The organism is Paenibacillus antarcticus (assembly GCF_001637225.1).
Taxonomy (GTDB): Bacteria; Bacillota; Bacilli; order Paenibacillales; family Paenibacillaceae; genus Paenibacillus_AQ; species Paenibacillus_AQ antarcticus.
In genome coordinates this window covers 153,183-178,638 of record NZ_LVJI01000002.1, presented here as the reverse complement: position 1 = coordinate 178,638, position 25,456 = coordinate 153,183, and the positions used below count along the sequence as shown (strand labels likewise).

Genomic DNA, 25,456 nt, shown 5'->3' with positions numbered 1-25,456 from the left:
CTTATCTAACGGATACTTGAATTAATGATGGAGATAGCCAGAATCTGTTGTCCATATAACCATCCGAGTTCAATGTATGGTATATATTTCCATATATACGCTCTCTTAAAATAATTTTATATGCAAGTGCCAGTTCTATAGAAGATGAATTGAATTCAGATAGAGGAATTTGAATACGTATCTCTGAATCACCAACGCGTTCAACACTGCCACAACCGCTTACGTTAATTTGGATCTCTCCCTCTTGCTTAGCAAAGGAAAACGTATGCCAATCTAGAATACTGCTTTCAATACAGGGATCTATGGTGTTAAATATCACTTCCCAGTCATAGGAGGACTGCACCAGTTCAATTGGCAAATAAAACGCAAAAGTTAAGTTTGTTGAATCAACTGTGGGTAAATAGGTTAGCACATAATCGTATTTATCGTTTGGAACATATAAATAATGGTCCGATTGGCTGTAATTTAGATCTTGTTCATTATAATTATCTAATTTAACAGCGTGATTCAATGACTCAGTACTGTAGCATATTCTTTTTAAATTTTTATATATTTCTTTCATACGATCTTCGTCACTTTGAAACAAACGTTCGACTAGATGAGTCTCCCATATTAGTGAAAGTGACTTATTCCTTTTAGAATATTTATATTGGTCAACTCTCGATTGTGAGATAAGTGAATGAAAAAGCTCATTTAAATCATTGAAAATATCATGAACAATGTCGGTCATCTGAAATTCATCTGATTTATGTAATACCCTTTCCCAATCAATGGTTTTTTCATATTTTCTAATAAATAAAGCTAGTTCTAAGTATTTGTTTAACTTAGGACCTCGGTAGTACCAATTAGCATCAGTATGTAAACTTTCAATAAGGTACAATAACGTATGGTCAGTATCCAAAGTCCGGACCTTAACACCATTGACCATTAGTAGTCTGCTTGAATCTAAAAAGCGATCTATATGTTCAGAAGTAATTGTGTTATGAATATATCGTTGAAGTTCCAATATCACGTAATCAGTTCCCGACTGCTTGTAGTACTCAAAATATTCATGATGCCTATAATCTTTCAATATAGGATAGGGCAATATTTCCAAATTATCATAATCGGAAGCATAGACGCCATCCTTCCCACAAGCCTGGAAATAGCCTTCATCTTTAAGTAACTTATCAATTTGTTCCAAGCTAGCTTCACGTATTAAGGTATCAATATCACCTGATGTACGAATAAAGGGATCATCATAAAGTAACTGGGAAAGAATAGCCCCTTTAATAAACAGCATTTCTTCAACATCTTCTCGTTGTGAAAGCGTTCTTATTTCTTCGAAGATTAAATAATTCATATTTTTCATAGAGTCGCTTGTTTCTTGATACGATTCTCGATAAGACAAAGGAATAGAATCGCATAATATGTTATAAACGAGGGGAAACATTTTTTGTTCAATCATTAGATCATATAGAATACTCCAATCTATATCTAAAAAATCGAATTTTTCGAATGTTGCCTGCTTCCCCCCTTCTAGATAATTTCTTGCAATTTGTATTAAAATATTTTGTTCTCTGTTTAATTCCCCCATCATTCATCCCCCATTTACTTATCTATACATTTTGTTCATTGCGATAAACCGACCCTTTAACCTTTTATTTTTAAAATAAGGTAATTAATGTATTTATAACTTTAAAAAATATAAATACATAAAAATATTATTTAAAGTAAAAAAAAGTAATTTTTATTATTATAAATTAGATTTATTCTTCCTTACAAGTTGCCTAAACAACGAAAAACGATACTTTTCAACATAATAATTAGAATTTCAATTAAAAAAATTTGGAAATCCAAATGAGCAGCTTGATCCTTGTTAAACTATCCATTATTCATTTCTGAAATGTACTCCGCCCCTCCAAACTATGACCGCACTTAGATCATAGATACTCATTTTAATTCTATTTCCAGTTATCCATTGTTGATTCTACAAATAACCCCCGCTTCCAAAAAGCTGAAGGCGGGGGTTATTTGCATTACTTTATTTAATTCATAAACTGGACCACTTCTAACAGTTGTTTAAACATCACCGCAGCCTGTGCCCGTGTAACAGCAACTGTTGGTGAGAAGTTACCATGACCATCCCCATTAATAATTCCGGCTTGATGGGTCGCTTCCACAGCATCTTGTGCCCACGCACTAATCCGGCTAGCATCCTTGAATGCGTTAGCATTGTCTGAAGTATTAGATGGATGAAGTGGCTTCCCTGATAATTCAGCAGCTTTAACGATCATAACTGCCATTTGTTCGCGGGTCACCGCTTGGTCCGGATGAAATTCTCCGTCTGTAAATCCAGTGATAATACCTGCTTTATACGCGGCATCTACAGCCCCTGCGTACCATGCTGATGTGGAAACATCGGAGAAACTTCCCAGTGCTTCAGTCTCCTTAAGTACAAATGCTCTGGACAGTAGCATAGTGAACTCTGCTCTTGTCATCGTTGCGTCAGGCGAGAACGTCTGAGCCGATGTTCCTTGAATGATTCTTTTACCTGCAAGCAACTCGATTTCCGACTTCGCCCAATGGTTGGAAATGTCAGCGAAAGTGCGCGATTGTGTATGTGCTACCACATAGATACTATTGCTCGTGCTATACACAGTTGCCTTACCACCCGCAAATGTTGCCGGCATCACAGATACCGTTCCATCTGCATTTATTCTAACAACTACTAATTCGTTCAGTCTTTCATTCGATACATATGGAATGACTCTAGATACATAGTGATTGCCGAAATCGTTAACTTCAACTTTCTTTCCATTCGCTTCTACGTGGAGAGTAAAGTCAACAGGCATACTTATGCCATTCAAACCAGCTGCTTTCAGACTCTCCTGAATAGTATTCCCCTTCTGTCCAGTCACTTGACTGACATGAATGGTTAGTGTGCTTGATACTGTAGGAACGCCAAGTTCCTTCGATAACCTTGTGAAATCGATCGCCTGAATTGGAAGGTGATAGCTTGCCAATCCAGTATTAAACGTCAAGATGACGTTGGGCATTACCTTTGATACTTCTTCCAACACTTTGAGTGGAAGTTGCATAGTGATGTCTGTAACACTACTGTTCGTGTTAGGCAGATTAAGTACTAGGTTCTGCTCTTTGTTCCCACTTGCTTGTAGTTCAGCTAATAAGGCTTGAATCTTCGCGGTATTAATAATCACCGTGTTCTTATTCTGCTCAACAACAGTCGGCTCTTCCTTCGGTTTGGTCGTTGTCACTGAACCAGAACCATTGTTTCCATTGTTTCCACTATTTCCGTTATTCCCATCATTCCCGCCACCCGTTGCTCCTTGTCGGGTAACTGTGATGGTATATGTTCTGTTCGTTGTTCCATCTTGAGCGCTCACAACTACGTCGATCACATTAATTCCAGTACTCAAGGTTATGGATTTCGGTGTCCCACTTGTATAAGTAACTCCCTTAATCTTGATTGTCGCCTTATTGTCTAATGCCGTTGCACTCACATCAATTGATGCCACGTCTTTACTTACTGATGCCGTATAGTTCAGCTTGTTCTCATCAAATTCAGGAGATAAGCTTCCATTACTGATTGTTAATCCGTTCAGAACCGACACATCGATTAATTTACCATCGAGCATATCTTGTTTCATCAGCGTATAATCCGACTTCACCTGCTGATAATATTCTTCGCCAAGGTTGAGTAGTTCCGTCTGAAAATTGTTCCATGTCTGGTCATCGTTATAGACTTGATCTAATACGCTTCTTTCAAACGTATCATCCTTGTATTCAGCCGAGCGTGCGTGTGCATAAGCATATGCCTTAGAGATATAACTCACATAATCCGCTAGATTTTCTTTGGTCTTGAATATCCCCCCAGGTGCATCCTCATAGTCACCTTTATATAGCGATATTTTATGAACGAAGAAAGAACCCCTTTTACTTTCAAAATATCCTAGGAACCCTTCTGCATCTAAGGACATCTTCTCATATGCCGTCTTAACTTTAGCTCCGTCTCCCCCTGGGAAAGTACCATATGGGGTTGTTTGTGCCTCAACTGCATTATCAAACATGTCCGGTTGGAAGGCTTGTTTCACGTCAAGAATGATATCATCATCATGACTTGCCGTCGGTCCTTCAATCAGCACATTGTACCTTTGGGAACCAATACTACCCAGCCCCTGATAGATACGAACAGCAACATCTTTTATCGTGAAATAATTAGCATTCTCTGCAAGTCTAGCTTTAGCGAAATCCGGCGTTATTGTCCCGACATAATGTTGCCAATTCAATTCTACTTCGGATCTTTCAGCAGCCGTAGGTGCACGGTACTTATCCGATTTCCCATCGATATTAAGCACACCTGTCGAATGTTTCTTGTCCGAAGTCGGTACCGTCCACTTGATTAAATGATCCAGTTGCGTCTTCTTCTCAAGCTTAGTCATTAATGTTTTGGTGAATCCTTCACTCACATGATTCATATCTAATTTCGAGACGTTAGTATTCTTATTATTGTTACCCACCAATGATTCCAGAGACTTCATATAATCTTCTAACATTACGGAAGCCATGTCTCTTATTTCAGCATCCGTTGCCGATAGATTCTCTGCGTCACGAGTCAAGTACAAGCTGGACGTCATCCGTAGCAAATCTAGATAAAAGGGTGCGATATATGCTCCATCATAGTCATTCAGATCGAACACAATGTTACCGAATTTATCGTCGTAATATCCCACATTCGCAACATGGGCATCCCCTTCGATCCACGTCTTCACATGGGTAAGTTCTTTCCAACTCTTCGGAAGAGAAATGATGCTTCCTAGATCCTGATAGTACATATATGGAGATCCTCTGTAAAAGGCTGCTGAGGAACCCGCCATTCCATCTAAGCTATATTTATAGCTTTTGTTATCCGGATTGTTATAGTACGCATTAGCTTCCTTAATTCGCTGCGTCAATGTTGCTTTCCGAACTTCATCAGCCTGCACTGGCTTCTTATACCGATCTAGCGTCACACCATCCATTGGATCAGAGTCAAGAGAAGCCCCTGTTGTTACTGCTGAGGCTTTCAATGTAACTGTTAAAGGTATCGCTGCCGTCACAGGGGAGAGCGTTGCACCGTTTATTGTAAATGTTACCGAGTTGGTTGCCGTGTCCCCATTAGCTTGAATAGACAATCCACTTGGTAATCCAGTCATTGTATAATCTGTATCGAGCAGAGGCCCATTCTTCACCGTTCCCGTAGTTAAATGAATCGTGAGAGATCCTGCGGCTTTCGTAGGCTCAGTCATACTTAACGTATTAGAGGTAACCTCACCCTTCACTTTAGGTGTATTACTATATAGTGTAATACCACTCACAGTTCCGGAATCGTCATAAGAACGAAGTGTATTGGCGGATTTCTTAATCATGACACGCAATGAAACATCGGAGTTCACGTCTACAGTGGCTGTACCACCAAGTGTAAACGTGATTGTATTGTTTACCACATCTCCGAGCACTCCAGTTACATGAATACCAGAAGGTAGTCCAGTAACAACATAATCATCCTCGGAGAGTGAACCTTCTTTCACTTTCCCTGTTGTTAGAGCCACAGCGAAGTGATTATGAGTAACGCTTATCATATTCAGCGAGTCCATCTGAACTCTGATACTGTTATCCACACTTACCGATATAGGGGTAAGATAAGAGGAATTTCGAGGCACAATTAAGCTTGAAGAACCGGCTTGCTCGAAATCTTCTGTGTTGTTTTGGGTATTCCAACTGTTTCCATACAATTCTCCTACACTTCCCGTCAATGCGCTCGCCTTAGTCACTAAAGACGGATCAAGAGGATCTAATGCGTAACGTACGATTCCTTTTTGAGCCGAGTTCGCAGGAGCTGCACCCAACCCGTAGAAGCTCTTAGCCGCACCATATCCGACAAAATCAACAAATGAAGAGATCATTGGTTTGGTCGGATTCACAACCGTTATTGGTGTTACGTCAGATACTAAGGCTATTTTCCCATCTTTATTATCAAGATCTATCATTCCTATAGCATCTGGTGTCGGTAGTTCTTTACCAGTAAGAACTGGTTTCCCTGACCCCTGAATTAAGTAATGGCCTCTCGCCGGGATCGTTCCTGTTAGCGGAGTAACCTGCCACGAGCTGTCATCCGCTTTGGCAGAGCTTACTGCATACTGCACCGACCAATTCGTTACATCTACAGGTGCATCCGTAGGATTGTATAGCTCTATGAAATCATATTGATAGAGTGCATTTTCATTCTGGCTTCCACCACCATATATTTTACTGATAACGACTTGACTGGTTAGGTTGAAATAGCCATAGACGTTGTCTGTAACGCTAAGTGGCTCCAATAGTTCCGTCTGGGCGATATTATCGTCTATACTTTCCGATATATATGAGGGTTCTAGAGGCGTAACGCTTAAGGCATCTGATTGTTCGAAACTATCATTGTTGTATGTACCTTCTGCTGCATTAACCATCTTATTGTTCAGTCCCAATACAGCTGCAAACGAATTTAATACGAGTGCGATGGTTAGCGACACGGTTATTTTCTTTATCCAAGAACTCTTACTTACTAGATATGACATGCTTAACCTCCAATGATAATAGTAATTCTAATCTTATGTTAAAAGTGTATTGGGAAGATTTGCGCAATGTAAATTCTATTACAACTTCATCTTCATGATAATTACATATAAAAAAAGCCTCTCTCGAATATCGAGAGAGGCTCTTAGGTCAAGCTTAGCTAAACCCTTTAGGATTGGGACCATATTCGTTATCTTCCACACTGTCTAGACACATGAATACAAATATTATAATGCCGCCAACAAGAGGAATAAAGCTAATGAAGTACCACCACCCACTTCTCCCGGTGTCATGTAGTCTACGAACCGTAACAGCTAAAGTCGGTAATAAAATAAACAAAGAGTAGAGAGTCGTGAATAATGGCTTTAGATCTGTGATGAACTGAAGCATTAGAAGTACAAAGGAAATTATGAAACTGACTAGGGCAAACATCCAATATTCTGTGCGCCTTGCTCTGCCATCAAATCCTACGTAGTTCTTTAACACTTTCAAATACCATTCCATTTATGTTCACCCCCAATAAGATCATTTTATTAGTTATTCTTAAATTGGTTCCCTTCATTCATATCGACATTAAGAATACATAATATTAGACTTATTGGAATTATATAGAATACTATATCACCTTTCATTCTAACAAAAAACCGAGAACTCCATGACAGGACTCCTCGGTTAATCAACCCATATTATTCATTTAGCATGCATTCATCCCATCCTCAGTAAGCAATACCATTGCGGTACTTCCCGCAAGTCCATAGATCATCCCAATGATCAGTGACTTCATATAGGAGGCTATTCCCCATGGGTGTTTGTACTTCATTCTTATGCAGGGATACATGTTAGAATGACACAAGGTCTAATACTTACGAAATGACGTTACCTGTTTGCCAAACCAGTGCTCACGAATAAGCTTCTGAACACTTCTAAAGATCTTTTCGATATCCTGTGTCGAATAAGCCAGCACCCGCAATGAAAATCCCGGAACCATCAATGTGGACAGACCTATGTGCGCAACAGAACTACAACATTTAAGTGACTCACTCAATCTCTCCATCAGTTCAGGGTCGGTTCGTTCTCCAATAACAATCATGGACCCCAAATGTGTATATCCCTCAAGCAGTCCGATGCCAGCCATCGGATCATTAGCAGGGCGTAGTTGCAAGTGATCGAATACAACCAGTTGCTCTTCTAGATACACCTGCGTTTTGATCTGGAGTGTGTGATAACAAAACCAGTTCCCATCCGGTGACCATCCAGGAGTGATAATATCCCCGTAGATCATCACAGATCCGGGGTTCATGTGCACGATTGTATTTTGTTGATATTGAGCATGTTCATAAGCAATGACTGGATCGGGCATATACTCCAGATAACTACCCCTTTCCAGTACGATATTCATTTCCTGAATGGCTGGATGGTTGATTGTTTTAAAAATCTTTGTAGCAGACTGGGTAGTGAGTAACATTTGAGCTTGTTCCCCAAGGTGAATCTCTAATTTATATCGATCACCGTCTACATAACCTCCACCAAGACTCATCAGATAGAAACAAGGTTGCTGCGGATCGTCGAAGTAAATGGCCGGGGTCACCTTCAATGCGCCTTGATGAAATACTTCTGAGGCGATCGTTGTTTCTTTCTTCCTCTGAACCGCGAGTCGTAGAAACCCTGTCCAATGGTCCATCTTACTTCAAGCCCGCTAACAATACATTGTCATCCATCCACTTCAGCACTTTATCTAATCCGGTGTCATCTTTTAGATTCGTAAAAATATACGGTTTATTGCCTCGGAAGACGCGCGTATCTGATTCCATGACCTCAAGACTAGCACCAACATACGGAGCAAGGTCGATTTTATTAATGATGAATAAATCTGATTTGATCATCCCTTGTCCCCCCTTGCGAGGAATCTTCTCTCCTTGAGCCACATCAATAATGTAAATGGAGAAATCGACGAGTTCTGGGCTAAAGGTTGCGGCCAAATTATCGCCACCACTTTCCACAAATATGATCTCCAGATCTGGATGTCGGTCTCTCAAGTCCTCAATGGCTGCAAAGTTCATCGAGGCATCTTCTCGGATTGCCGTATGAGGACATCCACCCGTCTCAACACCGATAATACGATCGGCAGGGAGTATCCCATTATGAATTAGAAATTTAGCATCTTCCTTCGTGTAAATATCATTCGTAATCACAGCCATACTATGATCTTGATACATATAACGTGTCAATCTTTCTACGAGCAACGTCTTGCCGGATCCGACCGGACCGCCTACTCCAATTCGAATGGGTTTCATCATTATCCTCCTCACTTATTAACACGTACGTTATGACATGAACAGTCGAAAATGTAATTGCTCATGCCTCATCTGGGACAACTCAATACCAGGGGACACGATCCCGAAATCATCTTCACTGAGTCCCTCTATTAATCTTTGCGCTTCTAACAAGTGATATTGAATTTCCTGTAATAGACGTTGACCATCCGTCTGGCCCAGAGGTATTCCACGCACTCCATTTTGAACAAGACTTGAAATACAGGAATATAAATGAGACAAAATAGCGGTAGATTGCGGAATTTGAAGATGGTGAGCAATGATTGCATACGTGATCGCGGGGTGTCCGTAGGACTGTTTGGCCTTAACCCTGTCCTGATACAACGCAAGTGTTGGAATGTCATACAGTTCCATACCCAACTGTATCATTCGCTCACCCATTCTATAGTTCCCTTCCCTCGTCTCACGGGCAAAACTTTGAACCGTTATCATCTGATCTAAATTCCAAATCTTATCTAACTCGCATCTAACCATTGCTTCATATGTCAACTTACAGGCTAAGCCATCCGAATGTACGAGTTGTCCCCTAACATAAATCTTCAGCCATGCTGCAAAAGTTTGCTTATTCACAACTTTTTCATCCTGAATATACGTCTCCAGGCCGAATGAATGACTGAATGCTCCAATTGGTAAATTGGAATCACACAGCTGTAACAAAGAGAGCAGATAGCTATCCATGACTGTGTCCAACATGTCGAAATGGCTGGCTCACTTTCTTCTTCTCATGCGTATGAGGTATTCCCAAATGGGATAACATCTCTTCAACCAAATAATCATATTGAACTAACATCTGTTCTCGTTCAAACTGTGCAGGTAAATGACGATTGCCGAGTTTATGTGCGATATCCCCCATTTCTTTCATGCTACGAGGGTGAATTACCAAAATATCTTCAGGTAGAACTTCGACCACAATGAGATTATCATTATCCATATACAGGACGTCGCCATGGCTAAGATCGATAGGTTGGCGTAAAGAAATCCCCAATTCTCTACCATGATCCGTTACGACCCGTTGAATTCTTTTAACAAGATCATCACTTGGCAAGTACACTTTCTCCAAATGACGATTCTCTCTCTCTGTTGAGGCAAGTTGTCCAATGTGAGTTACAATTTGTTCAATAATCATGCTAGCTCTCCTTAGAATAAGTAATATCGTTGAGCCATAGGGACAACATCGACAGGTTCACATGTGATATGTTCGCCATTCACTCTCACCTCGAACGTCTGTGGATCCACGGTAATCTCGGGTGTCTCCCCATTAAGCTTCATATCTTTCTTCGTTAGATTGCGGATACCATGAACTGGTAGCACTTGTTTCTGTAACCCCAACTGCTTATGTATACCGAGATCAAATGCAGCTTGGGAGACAAATGTGATCGAACTCTGATGTAGTGCCTTACCATAAGAAGCAAACATCGGGCGATATAATATCGGTTGAGGCGTTGGAATCGCGGCATTCGCATCTCCCATCAAACTTTGAACCACCATTCCGCTTTTGATAATCATTTCCGGCTTCACACCAAAGAATGCTGGATCCCAGATCACAATATCTGCTATCTTCCCTACTTCGATAGACCCTACATAGGAGGAAATCCCATGCGCGATGGCAGGATTGATCGTATATTTGGCAATGTATCGCTTGACACGATTGTTGTCACCAACACCTTCATCACCCGGTAAATTACCCCGTTGTTTCTTCATTTTATCTGCCGTCTGCCACGTCCGAGTGATCACTTCGCCAATTCTTCCCATCGCTTGGGAATCAGAACTCATGATGCTAATCACGCCAAGATCGAGCAGTATATCTTCTGCTGCAATCGTCTCTGCACGAATTCTAGAATCGGCAAAGGCAATATCCTCGGGGACTTTGGGGTCAAGATGATGACATACCATCAGCATATCAAGATGTTCATCAACCGTATTGATCGTATAGGGTCTTGTTGGATTCGTAGATGCGGGTAATACATTGGGATAACCCGCTACTTTAAGCATGTCCGGAGCATGTCCTCCACCCGCACCTTCTGTGTGGTATGTATGGATATTACGTCCATTAATGGCATGTATCGTATCCTCTACGAATCCGAATTCGTTCAACGAATCCGCATGGAGGGCTACTTGAACATCATATTTGTCCGCGACGATTAAAGCATGATCGATGGCAGATGCGGTAGCACCCCAATCCTCATGTACCTTTAAACCAATGGCCCCAGCGAGTATTTGTTCTATTAGCGGTTCTTCAGCCGAGCTGTTCCCTTTACCGAGAAATCCACAATTGATCGGAAGTCCCTCAGCCGCTTCCAACATACGATGAATATTCCATATTCCCGGTGTACATGTCGTTGCCTTCGATCCTTCAGCGGGGCCTGTTCCCCCTCCAATCATTGTCGTAAGCCCGGAAGTTAATGCTGTTTCTACTTGCGCCGGATTGATGAAGTGCACGTGGGTATCGACGCCTCCTGCTGTAACTATCATTCCTTCTGCAGAAATGATTTCGGTTCCAGCACCTAGAATCAAGTCCACCCCATCCATCAGTAATGGATTTCCACTCTTGCCGATCCCTATGATTCTTCCATCAAGAATACCTATATCCGCTTTGTAAATACCGGTATAATCGACGATGACTGCATTCGTAATCACAAGATCCAACGCGCCGTCTGCACGTGTCGCTAGTGGATGTTGCCCCATCCCATCTCGAATCGTTTTGCCTCCACCAAATTTGCACTCATCTCCATAATGGGTATAATCTTTCTCAATCTCGATAAATAACTCGCTATCTGCAAGACGAATGGCATCACCTGTAGTGGGACCAAACAGGTCTGCATACTGCCTTCTTGTTAAGTGCAGACTCATTCACTAATACCTCCTTAGTCCAAGGACCCGTCTGTTTTATTATTCAGTCCGTAGACACGTCTTTCCCCTCCAAAGGCAACAAGTTCTATTTCTTTGACATCACCCGGTTCAAAGCGGACCGATGCGCCTGAAGGGATATTAAGATGCATGCCAAATGTCTGATTCCTATCAAACTGAAGTGCCTCGTTCACTTCAAAGAAGTGATAGTGTGATCCTACCTGTACTGCCCTATCCCCTGTATTCAAGACTTGGGTAATCCGAATCTCTCTTCCAACATTACAAACGATATCGTCCTCACGTAATACATACTCGCCTGGAATCATCCGTTGTCTCCTTCATCTGAATTCAGATCTGCTAACTTACTGGGTTGTGGACCGTCACTAATTTGGTTCCGTCAGGAAACGTAGCCTCTACTTGAATGTCATGAATCATTTCTGGTATGCCTTCCATAACATCTTCACTCGTCAGGATTTCCCTACCTAATTTCATGAGCTCAGCTACCCTTCTTCCATCTCGGGCACCTTCAAGAATCTCATATGTAATTAGCGCTATCGCTTCGGGATAATTTAATTTAAGACCTCGTTCTTTCCTTCGTCTTGCAACATCGGCAGCAACAACAATCATTAACTTCTCTTGTTCTCGAGGTGATAGTCTCACTCAGATCCTCCTTCTCTTTCAACGTTCACGCTTCTCATTTTTATCCAATCTAATATGTAGTTACTATTCCCGATTGTGTGGATAACAATCCCGAATCAAGAAATACTTTCCTACCCACTCTTATTTGCTAATAGCTCAGGTAGTATCTGTTCGGTCGTAATAAAGAGCCATGTCACGAGAACAAAGGGTAATGTTAAGGAGGTCAGTCCATAGGGGTTAAGCCAAGTCGTTACGCCTGCCGTAACCGGTACCGTGAGAATCACAGCAATCATTCCCCTCAGAAGTTCTAAACGGCGACCTGTACTATAAATACCTGACACCGCCAATATTGTTAATACACCGTTAAACCCATAGAGACCTAAGTTTAGAGATGTAATTTCTGCTCCTAAACCATAAGCTGTCAACCAAGCAATTAATGTCCCTATAACAGCATAAAGTGCTAATCTCCATCCCGCCCAACAAATTCCGATTAGAATCAGTACGCCAGACCACATATTTTCCTGGAAATATACTTGTCCTATCCCATCTATTAGCCCATTGAGCCATTGGACATTCTCTCCCTGGTCCAAATTCAAATGGATGAGATCCTGTGGCACCAATTCTGGACTCAAATGAAAAGTCTTCAAATGGTAAGAAGATAGCACCGTGGTCCATGTCAACATGATATAAGGTAAAGTTAGCACTGGAACCACGGTGCTACTTAGCACATACATCATAGCCGCTGTAATAAGTGTGACTACCGCTGCGCCAACCAACGCGATTACCCATTGGAGTTCGCCCCCTAAGAATAGAAAGAGGGCAATTCCTGCCAATACAGAATTATAGCCAAATATGCCCTGATTCACGGCGGCCTTGTCCTTCCCACCGATATAACCAATCCAAGTCCCAATCATCGCCGATAGCAAGGCAACAATGCCTAACGATATATCAGATATCATTATCGCTACTAATATGATTAATCCTGTGATGGGATTGTCTATCAATATCACTTGTGAGATCCCTTTTAGAGTTGCTGAAATAAATAAACTCTTATTCGTATGGGTTTCCCCCTTTTCAATCTAGCGTATTAGATTCCCCTGAAGGTCTTGTTTCATCCATAGTTACGATTTCCATATCTGCTATTATTTATCCATGAAATTCATAGCGCCAGTAACCCCTATTTAGAATAGATAACTTCCTATCTCTTTCTTTGATATAATGAAGACTAGTTATATGAATGGTAACTATTATTTATGGAAATTAGGTGTAGGAATATGAAAGAACAGAGCATTATTTTTTTCGATATCGATGGTACCCTTCTAGATGATAATAAAGAACTTCCGAAGACTGCTGAACAAGCCATTCTGTCTCTGAAAGAACTCGGACATGAAGTTGCAATCGCTACGGGCCGAGCTCCGTTTATGTTTGAAGACCTTCGTAAACAACTTGAAATTGATACCTATGTCAGTTATAACGGTCAATATGTCGTGCTTCGTGGAGAAGTGATCTATACGAATCCTCTAAACCGTGAGAGTCTGCATGATTTAACCCAAGAAGCGCTCCTTCATGAACATGCGATCGTCTACATGGACCATGAAGATATGAGAGCTAATGTACCCAATGATGAGTATGTGGCCAAAACAATCAATACGTTCAAATCCAAAGTTATCCCTGTCCATGATCCTTTGTATTATAAGGAGCGGCCCATCTATCAATCCCTGTTGATGTGCCGACCTGAGGAAGAAGTTCTGTATGAAAAGCTGTTTCATGCCTTTCATTTCGTACGCTGGCATCTCAATGCGGTTGACGTCGTTCCGTCAGGTGGCTGTAAGGCTGAAGGTATCCGGCATATAACGGACAAGCTCGGTATTGCTTCGGAATGTCAATACGCTTTCGGGGATGCATTAAATGATGTAGAGATGTTATCCTCCATTCCAAATAGTGTAGCTATGGGCAATGGGATGCCTGAGGCAAAGAAAGCTGCTAAATATGTCACGAAGTCCGTCGAGGAAGATGGCATACTACACGGATTACGAATGCTCGGATTACTAAATTAGGTTAACGAAAAAGGCTACCCTATCCGTCACTTTGGACGATATGTAGCCTTTTTTTCGTAAAACTTTCATAATAGCTGTTTTAATTCATTTCTATATAGTTTAATCTTATGAACTGTCGGGATTGAGATATGATGACGGTTATTTCGCTTATTCTGTTTCAGAGTCCTTAAGATGGGATAAGGAACCAATAGCAACATGTGCAATACATGTAGATCCCCTTTACTTAGAGGACGTTTACTGTCATAGTACTGTACCCAGCGTAACATTTCATGTCCATGCCACGCCATATTCCGATGTAAAATATGAGATAAATCCTCCATGCGTACATGCAATGATGTATTATCAAAATCAATCATATGCATAGAACCTACTCGATCTAGCATGAGATTCGGATAGTTATAATCCCCATGCGTGAATGCCAAGTGAGACTCTTCTTCAGCGATGGCTTTAACAACTGTAGCGTTGTCTATATCATTTAATGCCTCATTACACAGTGACGTCATTAACTTCATCTTCGGGTTGTCCGCAAGAATGTTACGATCTGATGTTATTTGTTCCTTCAATTGGTTATATCTTATTCTTTCAATCGGAATAAATGGAGCATTGAATCCCTCCGCTACTGTATGGAATTTAGCAAGTAATCGAATCCCTTTCTTGAAATGCTCCTTCATGTCGAAGCGTGGATGTTCACCCTTAACCCAGTTCGTCAGCATGTAATGAATACCCTCTCTTGTAATCCAATACGCGTGGCTTGATGTATAGAGTACCTTGGGAGCAAATCTAAAATCATTTTGAGACAAATGAGCGAACACTTGTGTAATAAAATTCATCTCTGCTTCTGTAACATTGTAACTTTTCAAACATAGGACCCCATGATTTCGTGTAGATAATTGATATACATCGCGCACCTTAACCTTTTTTAAGACATGAATCCCATACTGTTGTTCAAGATCAGTTGTTAAGCTCATCTCATATCACCTCAATATAAATTAGATATTGCTACTGCCACTGACGATTACTCCGCTTTGGCCCATTCATCCAAATGACGTACGGCGTTCAAACGATCGTACCAAGTTTCTCCCAGTAACGTTAGTCCCTTGTGTGATCTGCCTGAATCAATCCTTCGGGCTACGTGCCAAGCTTCCCTGGGAAGTCGAAAGAGAGCACTGATTAGTAATCGTTCAGATGACTTTAAGGGGCTTATTGATTCGTATCCGTGTAAAAAAGCATCCATAAGAACTGGCTTATAATACGTTGTATTTGAAAGCGTCTTTGCCACTTCATAGTACTTCGATCCCGTCCTTAGACAATCCCAGTCGATAAGGAACAGCCCTCTAGAATGAATCACAATATTCGGGATAGTAACATCCCCATGAATCAGTGCAGGGTGCCGTCGTTCCCTCAGAAGAATACGCTTCACACGTGGATCATCGATGATTCTCCAAGCATCATTGGTCAACTGGATACAGCTTTCACCATATCTATCGAACCATTTGGTTGGCGTTGTTCTCTTCTTTTGAACATTCTTCAGTTGTACGCGAAACAAATGACCCTCACGTTTAAATGCCTTAATTCTCTGGCTCGTGTAGGAAGCAGTTGGGGGATGTTGAACTTTACGAAGTTTATGGAGATGGGCAAGTGCTTTACCTAACGATTCATAGTCGTGAACATCATCGAAAATCTTTCGACCCTCAACCCATTCGGTCATATAATAGGCCTTTCCACGCCAGTTCACTGAATACCTTCCTGTTCTTGTCTTTAGCCATCGTGGAGAATATGAATATTTCGATGCTTTTAACATACGGACATAGGAGAAGAACTTGGCTTGGGGTAATGTCGTACCTTGACATTTAGTATTTAGTGCCTTAACCAGAGATTTACCTTTGTTGGTCTTTGCACAATAAACCGCATTTTTTTTGTATAGAGAATCATGAGTTGTAATACGGATCAGATGTAATCCAAATCGCCTCGTGATGGACTTTAATTTAGCCTTCTGGTATCGATTCGGCATGCCATACTCCCCCCATATCGATTCAATGATAAAACTTATTGACAGTTTATTCTTGCACCACGTATGAAGTGTCTATTTAAGCATCCAAATATTGATTGACGTGACTTGTGATCATTACTTTTCAATCTATTGCATTATTTGTTAGTTTAGTAGTTTTTTTGGAGTATTTAGAGGTTTTATATCGATAGATGTCGAATCTCTTTTCTTCAACTATTAAGCAGACAGGAGAGTTCCCATGTTTCGTTTTACTACTAATCTAGCTACACATTGTACCCGAGTTTCATTAATTATGGTCTTATTGTTCCTCATCATGACCACCTGGTCAGCAACACCCATCACCGCATCGGCAGCCGAATCTAGTAGCAACATCGTAAACCCCAAGCAAATCTATACATATGACATCATGACAAGAGATATCCAAGCATTAGCCAAACAATATCCCGAACTTATCCGTTACAGCTCAGCCGGTACAAGCGAATATAATCGCAATCTGTGGCTCATGGAAGTCGGTCACGGCCCCATAAACGTGCTGCTGAACGGCTCTCATCATGCACGCGAGTGGATATCTACTATCCTATTGATGGAGATGACAGAGAATATCGCCATTAGTGAACGTAGCGATGCCAAATGGGGAAACTATCAGATTCGAGAGCTACTGGATCATATCACGTTCCAGATTGTTCCGATGGTTAACCCAGACGGTGTGACGCTTCAGCAAAAAGGACTACATGCTTTTCCTAAACAAGACCATGCAGCACTTCTGAAGATGAACGGGAGTAGCCGCAATTTCAAACGTTGGAAGGCGAATGCCAAAGGGATAGATCTAAATCGTCAATATCCCGCTGACTGGGAGCATATCAAATATGCCTCTCCCGCACCTCATTACATGAATTATAAAGGGAAGAAACCTCTTGAGGCCAAGGAATCCCAAACCATGTTCAAGATAACAACAGCACTTAAACCAGCCATTGCCGTGTCATATCATACTTCTGGCGAAATACTCTATTGGAACTACAAGACGCCTGCCATTAATCTCAAACGCGATCAAGCATTTGCGAGAGCCTATGCGAATAAGACTGGTTACACGATGGTGAAACCGGTGCCTAATCCTTCTGGCGGAGGGTTTACAGACTGGTTCATACAGAATTTCGGTCAACCCGGTCTAACGCCAGAGCTTAACCCACACGTTGGAGAACGGGACGTACCTCTGTCCAATTGGGATAGAATCTGGAAGTTGCATAAGACGGATCCGTGGCTGATCGGTACGACAGCATTAAATTATGAGACGGATAAGCTACAAGCCAAGGAATCAATCGGTTGGATTGAGTTAATGAAGACCACGACGGCTTATAAATGGCCGATGTTGGACTCCTTAACGTTCGGCAAGCTACCTATCGGTCATTATCTGGTCACGCGTTCCAAAGGTACGTGGTTGGAGATTACAGTTGACGGTCATAGCTATTGGATATCAGCTCTGAATAGCCGGATGCTATCCATTGAGGAGATTGCAGAACGTCTGAATCCTCCAATGGATCCTGAAGAAGAGACGAATCATGATGAAATTGCTCCTCCTACAATGAGTCCAGAAATCCCTGAACAACCAAATCAAGAAGGGGAAATCCCTCCTGTTCAAGACGAAGGTTCTCGACTCGGAGAAACCGTATCTTCCAAGAAATAGCTAGCGTAATAAGTTCACTAAGTACATTGTGCTCCCCTCAGAAAAAGGGTGACTCCTATTCAAATTTTGAATGGGAAGTCACCCTTTTGATTCATATGAACTAATTCGTAGTCTCTCTGCTATCTTAAGCGTGCTCGAGTCCTAAGGATAAGAGAGCCCTTCTCTTCATCACTTCATACTAGCGACCTCGGCTTCAATCGCTGCTACTAATTCTTCGTATGAGGAATTCGGCAGTAACTTCCCATTCACCATAAACTTAGGAGTACCATTTACACCTAAAGATGCTGCAATTTTATAATCCTCTTTTACAGCCAAAGCATCGGTGTGATTGATCAGATCCTTCTTGAATTGATCGTAATCGATACCGGTAATGTTATCCTTTACGAATTGAAGAAGGAATTTCTCATTTGCCCAAATTTGTGTTTCATCTCCTTGGTTCTTATAGAGTAAGCTTTTATATTGCCAGAAGGCGTCGTTATTCTGTTTAGCAATACTTTCTCCAGCCGCCGCAGCAAGAATAGAATCTCGATCAATAAAGGCGAAATTCATGAAATAGAGATCAATCTTATTCATATCCACAAATTCTTCTGTTAATTTCTCGAAATAAGCTTCGTCCCAATTCTTACAAGCAGGGCATTTGAAATCAGCAAATTCCACTACCTGTATTCCCGTCGTTCCACTCCCTAAATGCGGTTGCTTAAGATAATCAATTCCGTCTAGGTTCATCTCTCCACGGATTTCTGTATAGTTCGGCAAACCTTCCAATGCGGAAGAACTCTGGGACTTGTTAAGCACAGCAATCAGGACCAACAAAGCAATAAATATTGCAGCAAAAATAATGATTAAATATTTAGAACCTTTTTTCTTCATCATTATCCCCTTACTAAATATGTAGTATTATTCAAAGAAGTATAGCAGTATAGTAGACTTTCATTCTGTAAAAATCATCACAAGGGTATGTTATTGAGCGCAACTCAACTCAAAAGTGACTTAATATATAAAAAGGCGTCCCTCAGCTAACTTGAGAGACGCCTTTTGTAAATGTGAAACTATTCCATGCAGTTCCTAAAACCAGTAAATCTAACCTAATCTATGCACTTATAACTTGTCCATCTTCACGAGCAAGCTTAACAATCGCAGTAAGTGCGGCTTGTATCTCACGCTCTACGGCTAGACCCACCGCATCTGTATGCGGGTCATATACTTCAGATAGTTCCGCATCAGCAAATCCATCAATCGCTAGAATTGCGCCTGCGCGAGCACCACGAAGTGTGCTCACGATGTACAAAGCTGCAATTTCCATCTCAACAGCAATCGCTCCAGCTTGCTTGTATTGCTTATGAGGAATTTCAACTACACCATTAAAGAAAGCATCTACCGCTACAGTGATTCCTTTGGCAACAACACCAGAAGTGGCACTTGCAGCTTCAAATAGGGCATTAACGACCTGACTATCTCCAACAGCTGGGAAACCTTCAGGTACCAATTGTCGTGTTAGTCCCTCAGTACGGACAGCAGCGATACTGACTACAAGACTACCTGCTGGAATATCCTGTGAGTAAGAACCCGCTGTTCCTACTCGAATCAACGTGTTCACGCCTGCGCGAATCAATTCCTCGAAACATACAGCAGCACCAGCTGAACCAACACCATGGCTAACAACAGCCATCTTCACACCTTCATATTCGCCTGTAAATGTACGATATTCTCGGCTGAATGCAAGCTCCTTAGTTCCTTCTAATTTCCCTGCGATCATCTCAGCTCGCTTCGGATCACCACATACAATCGCATACGGTGGAATGTCCTCCGAATTCACTTGCAGTATTGACATTAACATCTCAATCGAACTCCTTTCGTGTCCACTCATCTTCGGGTATTGGTATATTTTCTCCTGAGAACCGTTGTTCTAAGAATGGGTCTGCGGTATTATGAAATCCATTTCGTTCCCAGAAACCTTCGCGATCTTCCGTCATGAATTCAATCCCTCGTATCCATTTCGCACTCTTCCAGAAATATAAGTGTGGAACTACAAGACGCAAGGGCCATCCATGCTTCAGAGTTAAAGGCTTACTATCAAAGTCAAAAGCAAGTAGAATATCATCTCTCATCAAATCTGCTAGGGGAACATTCGTATCATAATCTGGATCCGCGTGGATCATAACGTACTTCGCTTCTGGCTTCACCTTTAGCTCCTTCAACAGGTCCGTAAAAAGAACCCCGTCCCAAGGTGCATCGAACTTCGACCAACGTGTCACACAGTGAATATCACATACAACACGTGATTGTCGCATATTCTTCAGTTCATCGTAAGTAAAGGTTCGTTCTTCCTCGACTTCTCCGAACACACGAAGATTCCAGGTTGCTAGATCATAGATAGGTACTTCTCCCTCGTGCAGAATCGGAAATTTCTCCGTTAAGGACTGTCCGGGAGGCAGTCGATGCTGTAGTGAACTATCAATGGGTTGTTGAATCTTAGGCGCTTTGGCCCCTTTCAGACGATCTGCCTTTCCATGCATAAGGTATCCTCCTTGATCTTCTATATCTTAACGCGAGCTTCCACCCGCTTTGTTAGCATCTTTCAAATAACTACGATCTTTGAAGAAGAACATAGCAATCAGTGTCACGATATAAGGTAACATGTTAGTGAAATGTGACGGAATCGCAAGCCCTTGTAACCGAATACCAAATGCATCCATAAATCCAAACAATAGACTAGAAGCCATGACTCCAAGAGGGTTAGCCTGTCCAAGCATCGTAGCAACAAGCGCTATGAAACCACGTCCAGCCGTCATTCCTTCTGTGAACATGGTTACTTGCCCAAGAGACAACTGGGCTCCTGCCAAACCACATAGTACGCCACATGCCAGCACAGCAGTATATTGATGCTTACGCACCTTGATGCCGATACTCTGAGCTGCTACCGGGTTCTCACCAACCGAACGAAGTCGGAACCCTGATACCGTCTTAAACAAGTAAAATTGTAGTACGCCCATGAGAATAAATGCTAGATATACAAGCGGACTTTGGCCAGAAATCACTTCCCCAATCCAAGGGATGTCCTTAATGACTGGAATATCCCATTTAGGAAGACCGACCATTGTGCTATCGTAGTAAGCTCCTTTTACATTAAAGATCGCTCGTAATAGAAAGGTCGTCATCCCTGTAGCTAGAAAGTTCAATGATATCCCGACGACGATCGGATTTGCATTCAAATTAATACTCATATAACCGAAGATGAGCGAGAAGAACATCACGCACAGCACTGCAAATAATACAGCTAACCATACATTACCGAAAAGGTAGTTACCCACAATCCCTGAGAATGCGCCCACAAGGACGAATCCTTCAAGTGCTACGTTGAACAGACCAACTCTAGAACAAAGTGCCCCCCCTAATGCGGCTAATAGAATGGGTGTGACCACGCGCAACGTGGAACTGAATAGAGCGGCATCAAGTAGTTGTTCCATTCTTTTGTTTCCCCTTTCTACGTTTCCAGAATGTATAGCCTATTCTTGCAGATACGAACAACGTGAGTACCGCTTGGATAACACTCGCCACTTCCAAGGGCACATCGGTATTGCGCTCAACACCCATGGCTCCTGTCTGTAGTGCTGAGAGCAAGATTGCCGCTAATGCCGTTCCAAGTGGATGTGAATTCGCAAGCAATGTTGCCATAATCCCACTCCATGCATAGTTGGCTGAAGTCAGTGAACCATCTAGGAAACGATACTGGGTACCGAGCACTTCTCCCGCGCCAGCAAGACCCGCGAATCCGCCACTAACTAGCATTGCAATCATCATCATTCTTCCTCTGCGTACGCCACCATAAGAAGCGAAGAGAGGATTACTGCCTAACATTCTAATTTCATAACCCATAGTCGTCTTCTTCATAAAGAAGTGTAATAACACAGCGGCCACGATGGCAATAATAAAGCCAGCATGAAGCCCCATACCTTGAAATAGCTTCGGTAACCATACACTCTGCTCAATCATCTCAGACTGTGCCATTGCCGCAGATCCTGTCTTATCCATAAATGGGTAAGCGACCATATACCCTGTAAACAGGGTAGCAATATAATTCAACAATAACGTCGTAATGAGTAAGTTCATGCCAAACTTAGCATCTAACCACCCTGCGAAGAAAGACCATAATCCACCCGTAATAATACCCGCGATAATCGAGGCGAGTAGAACTACCCAACCTGGCCCTGGGAAATATAAGGCCGTAAGCGCAGCAGATAATCCTCCAAGAACCATCTGTCCGTCGGCCCCCATATTAAAGAATCCAGCTCGAAAGGCAAGTGCTACCCCTAGCCCAGCCAAGATAATCGGTGTAGCTCTAGCCAATGTATTGGTAAGGAAGTAAAAGCTACCAAATGCGCCTTTCCACATTTCCATATATGTCTCGGTGACTGATCCACCTACAGCTAGAATCGCGATAGCCCCTGCTATTAGTCCGATCACAACAGCGATTAAAGGCTGTATCAATCCACGCAAATTTTGTTTAATAATACTCATGTCTGTCGATTCCCCCCTGACATCAGCAGACTGATTTTCTCTTCAGTTGCATCCTTGGCAGATAATTCTCCTGCAATTTCACCTTCATACATAACGACAATTCGATCAGATAACTGAAGAATTTCAGTCAATTCGGAGGATACGAGTAGAACGCCCACACCAGCATCTCTTTTACGAATCAATTCAGTGTGAATGGTCTCCATAGCTCCAATATCTACCCCACGTGTCGGTTCAGCCGCAATAAGGAAATGTGCATCATGTGCAAATTCGCGTGCTGCAATCAACTTCTGTAGATTACCACCCGATAAGTTCTGGATCTTATTATCAAGCGAACCCGCTTTAATACCGAACTGTCGGATCCATTCACTTACCTTGGCACGCGCTTCTTTACCCTTGACCAATCCTTTACGTTGAAGGCTACGATGATGACCCATCAGTCCATTATCGAGTACGGTCGCATCCTTAGCCGCTCCCCAAAGGTAACGGTCTTCCGGAATATGAGCAAGTCCATGTTCTCGAATGTCACGTACAGCCATCCCTTTGATATCTACGCCAGCGAGTTGAACTGTTCCTTCATCCACTGGACGAAGACCCGAGATTGCCTGAATGAGTTCAGATTGACCATTCCCAGATATTCCGGCAATACCAACAACCTCACCAGCTCTAACCTGGAGATGGATATCCTTTAGAAGTGCTTTCCCCTTCCCCTTCGGTCCACGTATGCCAAGTCCTTTCACTTCGAGTACAGCTTTACCAAGCTCTAACTGCTGTTTCTCGAGGGAGACGAGTTCTCTTCCTACCATCAACCTAGATAACTGCTCTGCATCTGTATCCGTCGCTGCAAGCGTTCCTGTTAGTCGACCATCACGTAATACGGTAATTCGATCTGCAACCTCCATAACCTCATGAAGTTTATGCGTAATTATAATGAAACTCTTCCCCTGAAGAGCTAATGATTTAATATTTGCAAGCAGTTCTTTGACTTCCAGTGGAGTCAAAGCTCCTGTTGGTTCATCCAAAATAATGATATCTGCTCCCTGATATAGCACCTTCAGAATCTCAACTCGTTGTTGCATACCCATCGGACATTCCGATACAACAGCCCACGGATCAACAGGCATCCCATATTGCTCTCCCAGCTTCTCCACAAGTGCTGCCGCTTGTTTACGGTCAAATACGCCACCCGAGGTTGGTTCTCGTCCGATCACGATATTCTCTGCAACTGTGAAAGAAGGAAATAGCATGAAATGCTGATGCACCATTCCAATGCCACTCGCCATGGCACTCGCAGGATTAGCGAAAGATACGACGTTCCCCTTCACCTTGACTGATCCTGATGATGGCTGCTCCATCCCATACAGAATACGCATTAGCGTCGTTTTCCCTGCGCCATTCTCGCCAACTAGTGCATGAACTTCACCTTCACCTAGATCAAAGTTCACAGCCTGATTAGCGGTAACGTTACCATAATGCTTCGTTATGTTTTCCATCTGCAACAGCATAAACGTGCTCCCCCTTCTATCCCGATTGATTCTAGCTGTAACAACCAAAACCGGCCCCTTATTGGCAGCCGGTAATGAATTATCCTACATTACTGATTCTAAACTATGGTTGCATCGGATCTTTAATTGTAATTGTACCTGCAATAATATCGTCTTTAATCTTCTTCACTTTATCAATGTTCTCTTGGCCAATAAACGGATTAAGTGCAGATTCACTCTCGCGAGTAACAAAAGTCAACCCTACGCCATCTTCTTTCAAGCCATAGTCTACAGCACCGTACTTGAAGGTACCATTCATGAATTCTTTTACCGTCTCGTAAGTCACGGTATCTGTTGATTTAAGAATCGACAATACGATATGTTCTGGATCGATTACTGTACGGTCCACATCTACTCCTGAAGTAAAGAAGCCTTTTTCCTTCGCCGCTTCAAATACGCCTAGGTCTCCAGTCGCTGCTGCTCCAGCAATGAAGTCAGCACCTTTACCTAACTGAACCAACGCCAATTCCTTCGCTTTAGCCGGGTCATTAAATCCACCTACATAGTTCACAAAGAATTCTGCTGTTGGATTTGTTGATTTCAATCCTTCACTAAATCCTTCTGTATATTTCTTAATCAAAGGAATGTCTACTGCTGCTACCATTCCTACCTTATTTGTTTTCGTGGACAATCCTACTGTTGCTCCAAGTAGATAAGATGCTTCATACTCGCGGAACCCTATGCTACGAATATTCGGTAGATCTACCGTTGTATCTACAATCGCGAAAGCTTTATTCGGATTCTCTGCTGCAACTTTCTTCAAAGCATCTTCCGCTTGAAATGTTGCTGTAATGATCAAATCATAGTTCTCAGCAACTGCTGCACGTAAATTCTGTTCAAATGCTGCTGGATCGGTTGATTCGATTGTCTTAATTTCTGCGCCAAATTCTGTACCGGCCTTTTTAAAACCTTCGTCCATCTGTACAAAAAATGGATTGACTCCTATTTTTTCAGGTAAAACCAATGCAATTTTTTTCGTTTTTGCTTCATTTTCTGACTTTCCACCTGATTGTTCGTCTTTTGCGCTATTATTTCCACATGCAGCTAGCATAACTGTGAGCAAAACCATGGATAATACGAACGATAAACTTCTTTTCATATGAAATAGTCCCCTTTTAGCCGTTTGAACTCATCGTATAAGAATCGTCGAAATTTGTCAATACAAAAAGAAGTTCGTCGAAGCGAATTTCTTCGAGTATTACCCTCGTCTCATGAGCACAAAAAAAAGCATGCAGTCC

General features: G+C 42.1%; 22 protein-coding genes. 2 read left to right on the top strand and 20 right to left on the bottom strand.

All coding sequences use genetic code 11. The features are described 5' to 3' along the window. Position 1: 1 nt before the first annotated feature. The 11 genes from PBAT_RS03685 to PBAT_RS03635 all read right to left on the bottom strand — a co-directional run bounded on the left by PBAT_RS03685 (position 2) and on the right by PBAT_RS03635 (position 13,453). A complete protein-coding gene (locus PBAT_RS03685; protein ID WP_068646690.1) occupies positions 2-1,576 on the bottom strand; it encodes a nucleotidyltransferase family protein in 1,575 nt (524 codons plus the stop codon). Between the two features lie 451 nt (positions 1,577-2,027). Then, positions 2,028-6,596, bottom strand: coding sequence for a DUF2252 family protein (locus PBAT_RS03680; RefSeq protein ID WP_068646688.1), 4,569 nt, complete (start codon positions 6,594-6,596; stop codon positions 2,028-2,030). Between the two features lie 154 nt (positions 6,597-6,750). Continuing rightward, positions 6,751-7,098, bottom strand: coding sequence for a DUF805 domain-containing protein (locus tag PBAT_RS03675; protein WP_068646686.1), 348 nt, complete (start codon positions 7,096-7,098; stop codon positions 6,751-6,753). A 352-nt stretch (positions 7,099-7,450) separates the two neighbouring features. Next, entirely contained in the window at positions 7,451-8,275 is an 825-nt protein-coding gene (locus PBAT_RS03670) for an urease accessory protein UreD (protein WP_068646685.1), read from the bottom strand. 1 nt (position 8,276) lies between these two features. Beyond that, entirely contained in the window at positions 8,277-8,888 is a 612-nt protein-coding gene (gene ureG / locus PBAT_RS03665) for an urease accessory protein UreG (RefSeq protein ID WP_068646683.1), read from the bottom strand. A 30-nt stretch (positions 8,889-8,918) separates the two neighbouring features. Further along, positions 8,919-9,620: an urease accessory protein UreF gene (locus PBAT_RS03660; RefSeq protein ID WP_248912400.1), complete on the bottom strand. Its 702-nt coding sequence runs from the start codon at positions 9,618-9,620 to the stop codon at positions 8,919-8,921. Beyond that, positions 9,598-10,053 (bottom strand): urease accessory protein UreE, encoded by a 456-nt coding sequence (gene ureE, locus PBAT_RS03655; RefSeq protein ID WP_068646681.1) that lies wholly within the window; start codon positions 10,051-10,053, stop codon positions 9,598-9,600. Before ureE ends, PBAT_RS03660 begins: the two co-directional genes overlap by 23 nt. An 11-nt stretch (positions 10,054-10,064) precedes the next feature. Continuing rightward, positions 10,065-11,777: an urease subunit alpha gene (gene ureC / locus PBAT_RS03650; RefSeq protein WP_068646672.1), complete on the bottom strand. Its 1,713-nt coding sequence runs from the start codon at positions 11,775-11,777 to the stop codon at positions 10,065-10,067. 14 nt (positions 11,778-11,791) lie between these two features. After that, positions 11,792-12,100: an urease subunit beta gene (gene ureB / locus PBAT_RS03645; RefSeq protein WP_068646671.1), complete on the bottom strand. Its 309-nt coding sequence runs from the start codon at positions 12,098-12,100 to the stop codon at positions 11,792-11,794. Between the two features lie 31 nt (positions 12,101-12,131). Beyond that, positions 12,132-12,434, bottom strand: a complete 303-nt coding sequence (locus tag PBAT_RS03640; protein ID WP_068646670.1) for an urease subunit gamma — start codon at positions 12,432-12,434, stop codon at positions 12,132-12,134. Positions 12,435-12,544: 110 nt separating this feature from the next. Continuing rightward, positions 12,545-13,453, bottom strand: coding sequence for an urea transporter (locus PBAT_RS03635; protein ID WP_211267817.1), 909 nt, complete (start codon positions 13,451-13,453; stop codon positions 12,545-12,547). A gap of 234 nt (positions 13,454-13,687) precedes the next feature. Between PBAT_RS03635 and PBAT_RS03630 the strand changes: the two genes are divergently transcribed. Next, the gene (locus PBAT_RS03630) at positions 13,688-14,470 is read left to right on the top strand and encodes a Cof-type HAD-IIB family hydrolase (protein WP_068646665.1); all 783 of its coding nucleotides are present in this window, start codon (positions 13,688-13,690) and stop codon (positions 14,468-14,470) included. Between the two features lie 65 nt (positions 14,471-14,535). Here PBAT_RS03630 and PBAT_RS03625 read toward each other — a convergent pair whose 3' ends face one another. Further along, positions 14,536-15,438 carry a phosphotransferase gene (locus PBAT_RS03625; RefSeq protein ID WP_068646663.1) on the bottom strand — a complete coding sequence of 301 codons (903 nt, stop codon included), beginning with the start codon at positions 15,436-15,438 and terminating at the stop codon, positions 14,536-14,538. Between the two features lie 47 nt (positions 15,439-15,485). After that, positions 15,486-16,481: a phosphotransferase gene (locus PBAT_RS03620; protein ID WP_068646661.1), complete on the bottom strand. Its 996-nt coding sequence runs from the start codon at positions 16,479-16,481 to the stop codon at positions 15,486-15,488. Between the two features lie 235 nt (positions 16,482-16,716). On the opposite strand from PBAT_RS03620, the gene PBAT_RS03615 reads away from it, so the two are divergent. Then, positions 16,717-18,159: a M14 family zinc carboxypeptidase gene (locus PBAT_RS03615; protein WP_068646659.1), complete on the top strand. Its 1,443-nt coding sequence runs from the start codon at positions 16,717-16,719 to the stop codon at positions 18,157-18,159. Between the two features lie 168 nt (positions 18,160-18,327). Here the strand turns inward: PBAT_RS03615 and PBAT_RS03610 are convergent, their stop codons facing one another. From PBAT_RS03610 to PBAT_RS03580, 7 genes are all read right to left on the bottom strand, one after another. Continuing rightward, positions 18,328-19,029, bottom strand: a complete 702-nt coding sequence (locus PBAT_RS03610; RefSeq protein ID WP_068646653.1) for a DsbA family protein — start codon at positions 19,027-19,029, stop codon at positions 18,328-18,330. Positions 19,030-19,249: 220 nt separating this feature from the next. Further along, positions 19,250-19,996: a nucleoside phosphorylase gene (locus PBAT_RS03605; RefSeq protein WP_068646649.1), complete on the bottom strand. Its 747-nt coding sequence runs from the start codon at positions 19,994-19,996 to the stop codon at positions 19,250-19,252. Position 19,997: 1 nt separating this feature from the next. Then, complete coding sequence (locus PBAT_RS03600; RefSeq protein WP_068646648.1) at positions 19,998-20,675, bottom strand: sulfite oxidase-like oxidoreductase; 678 nt, start codon at positions 20,673-20,675, stop codon at positions 19,998-20,000. Positions 20,676-20,702: 27 nt separating this feature from the next. Further along, positions 20,703-21,626: an ABC transporter permease gene (locus PBAT_RS03595; RefSeq protein WP_068646647.1), complete on the bottom strand. Its 924-nt coding sequence runs from the start codon at positions 21,624-21,626 to the stop codon at positions 20,703-20,705. Continuing rightward, positions 21,610-22,677 carry an ABC transporter permease gene (locus tag PBAT_RS03590; protein WP_068646646.1) on the bottom strand — a complete coding sequence of 356 codons (1,068 nt, stop codon included), beginning with the start codon at positions 22,675-22,677 and terminating at the stop codon, positions 21,610-21,612. Before PBAT_RS03590 ends, PBAT_RS03595 begins: the two co-directional genes overlap by 17 nt. Next, positions 22,674-24,179 carry an ABC transporter ATP-binding protein gene (locus PBAT_RS03585; protein ID WP_068646645.1) on the bottom strand — a complete coding sequence of 502 codons (1,506 nt, stop codon included), beginning with the start codon at positions 24,177-24,179 and terminating at the stop codon, positions 22,674-22,676. Before PBAT_RS03585 ends, PBAT_RS03590 begins: the two co-directional genes overlap by 4 nt. Before the next feature lie 103 nt (positions 24,180-24,282). Next, positions 24,283-25,317, bottom strand: a complete 1,035-nt coding sequence (locus PBAT_RS03580) for a BMP family lipoprotein (RefSeq protein WP_068646644.1) — start codon at positions 25,315-25,317, stop codon at positions 24,283-24,285. Positions 25,318-25,456 lie beyond the last annotated feature (139 nt).

What these genes read in the sequence shown, in the direction of transcription:
- ureE (WP_068646681.1), bottom strand. Translation starts at nt 10,053, where the DNA reads ATGATTATTGAACAAATTGTAACTCACATTGGACAACTTGCCTCAACA.
- PBAT_RS03620 (WP_068646661.1), bottom strand. Translation starts at nt 16,481, where the DNA reads ATGCCGAATCGATACCAGAAGGCTAAATTAAAGTCCATCACGAGGCGA.
- ureG (WP_068646683.1), bottom strand. Translation starts at nt 8,888, where the DNA reads ATGAAACCCATTCGAATTGGAGTAGGCGGTCCGGTCGGATCCGGCAAG.
- PBAT_RS03585 (WP_068646645.1), bottom strand. Translation starts at nt 24,179, where the DNA reads ATGCTGTTGCAGATGGAAAACATAACGAAGCATTATGGTAACGTTACC.
- PBAT_RS03630 (WP_068646665.1), top strand. Translation starts at nt 13,688, where the DNA reads ATGAAAGAACAGAGCATTATTTTTTTCGATATCGATGGTACCCTTCTA.
- PBAT_RS03660 (WP_248912400.1), bottom strand. Translation starts at nt 9,620, where the DNA reads ATGTTGGACACAGTCATGGATAGCTATCTGCTCTCTTTGTTACAGCTG.
- PBAT_RS03595 (WP_068646647.1), bottom strand. Translation starts at nt 21,626, where the DNA reads ATGGAACAACTACTTGATGCCGCTCTATTCAGTTCCACGTTGCGCGTG.
- PBAT_RS03600 (WP_068646648.1), bottom strand. Translation starts at nt 20,675, where the DNA reads ATGCATGGAAAGGCAGATCGTCTGAAAGGGGCCAAAGCGCCTAAGATT.
- PBAT_RS03670 (WP_068646685.1), bottom strand. Translation starts at nt 8,275, where the DNA reads ATGGACCATTGGACAGGGTTTCTACGACTCGCGGTTCAGAGGAAGAAA.
- PBAT_RS03605 (WP_068646649.1), bottom strand. Translation starts at nt 19,996, where the DNA reads ATGTTAATGTCAATACTGCAAGTGAATTCGGAGGACATTCCACCGTAT.
- PBAT_RS03685 (WP_068646690.1), bottom strand. Translation starts at nt 1,576, where the DNA reads ATGGGGGAATTAAACAGAGAACAAAATATTTTAATACAAATTGCAAGA.
- PBAT_RS03580 (WP_068646644.1), bottom strand. Translation starts at nt 25,317, where the DNA reads ATGAAAAGAAGTTTATCGTTCGTATTATCCATGGTTTTGCTCACAGTT.
- PBAT_RS03610 (WP_068646653.1), bottom strand. Translation starts at nt 19,029, where the DNA reads ATGAAGAAAAAAGGTTCTAAATATTTAATCATTATTTTTGCTGCAATA.
- PBAT_RS03625 (WP_068646663.1), bottom strand. Translation starts at nt 15,438, where the DNA reads ATGAGCTTAACAACTGATCTTGAACAACAGTATGGGATTCATGTCTTA.
- PBAT_RS03615 (WP_068646659.1), top strand. Translation starts at nt 16,717, where the DNA reads ATGTTTCGTTTTACTACTAATCTAGCTACACATTGTACCCGAGTTTCA.
- ureB (WP_068646671.1), bottom strand. Translation starts at nt 12,100, where the DNA reads ATGATTCCAGGCGAGTATGTATTACGTGAGGACGATATCGTTTGTAAT.
- PBAT_RS03675 (WP_068646686.1), bottom strand. Translation starts at nt 7,098, where the DNA reads ATGGAATGGTATTTGAAAGTGTTAAAGAACTACGTAGGATTTGATGGC.
- PBAT_RS03590 (WP_068646646.1), bottom strand. Translation starts at nt 22,677, where the DNA reads ATGAGTATTATTAAACAAAATTTGCGTGGATTGATACAGCCTTTAATC.
- ureC (WP_068646672.1), bottom strand. Translation starts at nt 11,777, where the DNA reads ATGAGTCTGCACTTAACAAGAAGGCAGTATGCAGACCTGTTTGGTCCC.
- PBAT_RS03680 (WP_068646688.1), bottom strand. Translation starts at nt 6,596, where the DNA reads ATGTCATATCTAGTAAGTAAGAGTTCTTGGATAAAGAAAATAACCGTG.